Here is a 590-nt window from a genome sequence, read left to right as displayed (position 1 = left end):
GAATAAATCATGAACCCTAAACGCTGTATACCATCTGTTATTTGAGAAGTATGCAAAGAGGAAAATAAAGTTTGATGGTATATGAATAGATCCATCCTTTTACCCTGAGTTGTTGCAGACTTCGCACGACTAGAAAAGTTGCTTCTAAGCAACTCAATCTTCTTTTCCTCCTCTTCATTTCGTAAACGAGCCTTTTTTATGATCACCCAAAAAGCTCCGGCTAAACTTCCGAATAAAGCAAGAATAGATGCGATGCCTCCCCATAGAGATATAACTTGAACTAATTCTTCAGACATTTAAAGACTCCTTACTGGTACAAACTATCCGACTTTCTGAGAAGCTAACATCTATGGACGCTCCGTTTTGTGCAAGCTAAATTGTCATTGAATTCAAAGTTGGTATTGCAGCCATCTATTCGGACTCTAGTTAAGGCTTAAGCCTTGATCCCTGATGAGTTCCGCTAGCTCATGACTAATCATTTGGACGTATTCTTACATACGATGTTAGGGTCAGTTTTAATGAGCTACGGTCTTACCTATTTTGTCTTCAATTCTCTTTATGCCTACGCAAACCTTTGAGTGTCTTTACTT

General features: G+C 38.5%; 1 protein-coding gene. It reads right to left on the bottom strand.

Going from position 1 to position 590, the window contains the following annotated elements:
• Window positions 1-296: hypothetical protein (locus L1D44_RS21720; RefSeq protein WP_239893261.1), on the bottom strand; the 296-nt coding region annotated here is incomplete at its 3' end.
• Window positions 297-590: the final 294 nt, after the last annotated feature.

Origin of the sequence: Shewanella sp. Isolate13 (genome assembly GCF_022398325.1) — a bacterium.
Lineage (GTDB): Bacteria > Pseudomonadota > Gammaproteobacteria > Enterobacterales > Shewanellaceae > Shewanella.
The sequence above is the reverse complement of the archived record's forward strand: the minus strand, read 5'-3'. Positions and strand labels throughout refer to the sequence as shown.